The following is a 1,076-nucleotide window of genomic DNA, read 5'->3' on the forward strand; positions in this document are numbered from 1 at the left end:
GGTCAGCAGCGCCGCGAGCCCCGCCTGCAACACCATGAACAGGCTGGAGCGGGTCTCGCGGGCCAGCCCGTACAGCGCCTGATTGCTGCCGGGATCGTCCTCCCGGCCCAGGACCGCCCGCTGCCAGAGGCTGTAGTCGGCGTACTGCACCGGCAGCGGCTGCCACCGCGGGGCCTCGCCCGTCTCGACGCGCGCCGTGTACGCCGTCGCCACATCACGCGCCAGTGGCCGCATCGACCAGCCGTCGCCCGCGATGTGGTGCAGCAGGAGCAGCAGTACATGCTCGTCCGGCCCCAGTTCGAACAGCGTGACCCGCAGCGGTGGTTCATGGGCCAGATCGAAGACATACCGGGCCTCGGCCATCAGCTCGGTCGCGAGCCGGGCCTCGTCCACCGTCCGCACGCCGGGATCGACCGGGGCGTGACCCGGTTCCAGGACGATCTGGGTGAAGCCCTCCTCGTCCTCGGCGAAGACGGTGCGCAGGCTCTCGTGGCGGGTGACCACATCCTCCAGGGCCAGGCGCAGCGCCTCCCGGTCCAGAGGGCCGGTCAGCCGGAGCGCGCCGGGCGCGTTGTAGGCGGTGCTTCCGTCGCCCAGCAGGTCCAGAAAGCGTAGGCGGGCCTGGGCGTACGAGACGGGGACGCGGGACGGGCGCGCGGTCGCGGTCAGGGCGGGGCGGGCGGCGGAGGTGCCGAGGGCCGTCCGGTCCAGGGGGGCGGAGATGCCCGCGACGGTGGGGGTCTCGAAGAGCTGCCGGATGGGCAGTTCCGCGTCCATGACGCTACGGATGCGGCTGACCAGCTTCGTCGCCAGCAGGGAGTGGCCGCCGAGACGGAAGAAGTCGTCATCGATGGTGACCGAGTCCACGCCCAGCACCTCGGCGAACAGATCACACAGGATCTCCTCGCGCGGCGAACGCGGCGCCCGGCCGGTGGCCGTGTCGGGGCCGTAGTCGGGCGCGGGCAGCGCACGCCGGTCCAGCTTGCCGTTCGGCGTCAGCGGAAGTTCGGGGAGGGTGACGAAGGCGGACGGCACCATGTAGTCCGGCAGCAACCCGGCGGCGTGCTCCCGCAGGG

1 protein-coding gene is annotated in these 1,076 nt (G+C 72.4%); it reads right to left on the bottom strand.

The genetic code is table 11. The annotated features are described in order from the left end of the window. The coding region (locus KN815_RS42290; protein WP_253209590.1) for a condensation domain-containing protein at window positions 1–1,076 on the bottom strand (1,076 nt) is incomplete at both ends.

The sequence above is a fragment of the Streptomyces niphimycinicus genome (assembly GCF_018883605.1).
Classification (GTDB): Bacteria; Actinomycetota; Actinomycetes; order Streptomycetales; family Streptomycetaceae; genus Streptomyces; species Streptomyces niphimycinicus.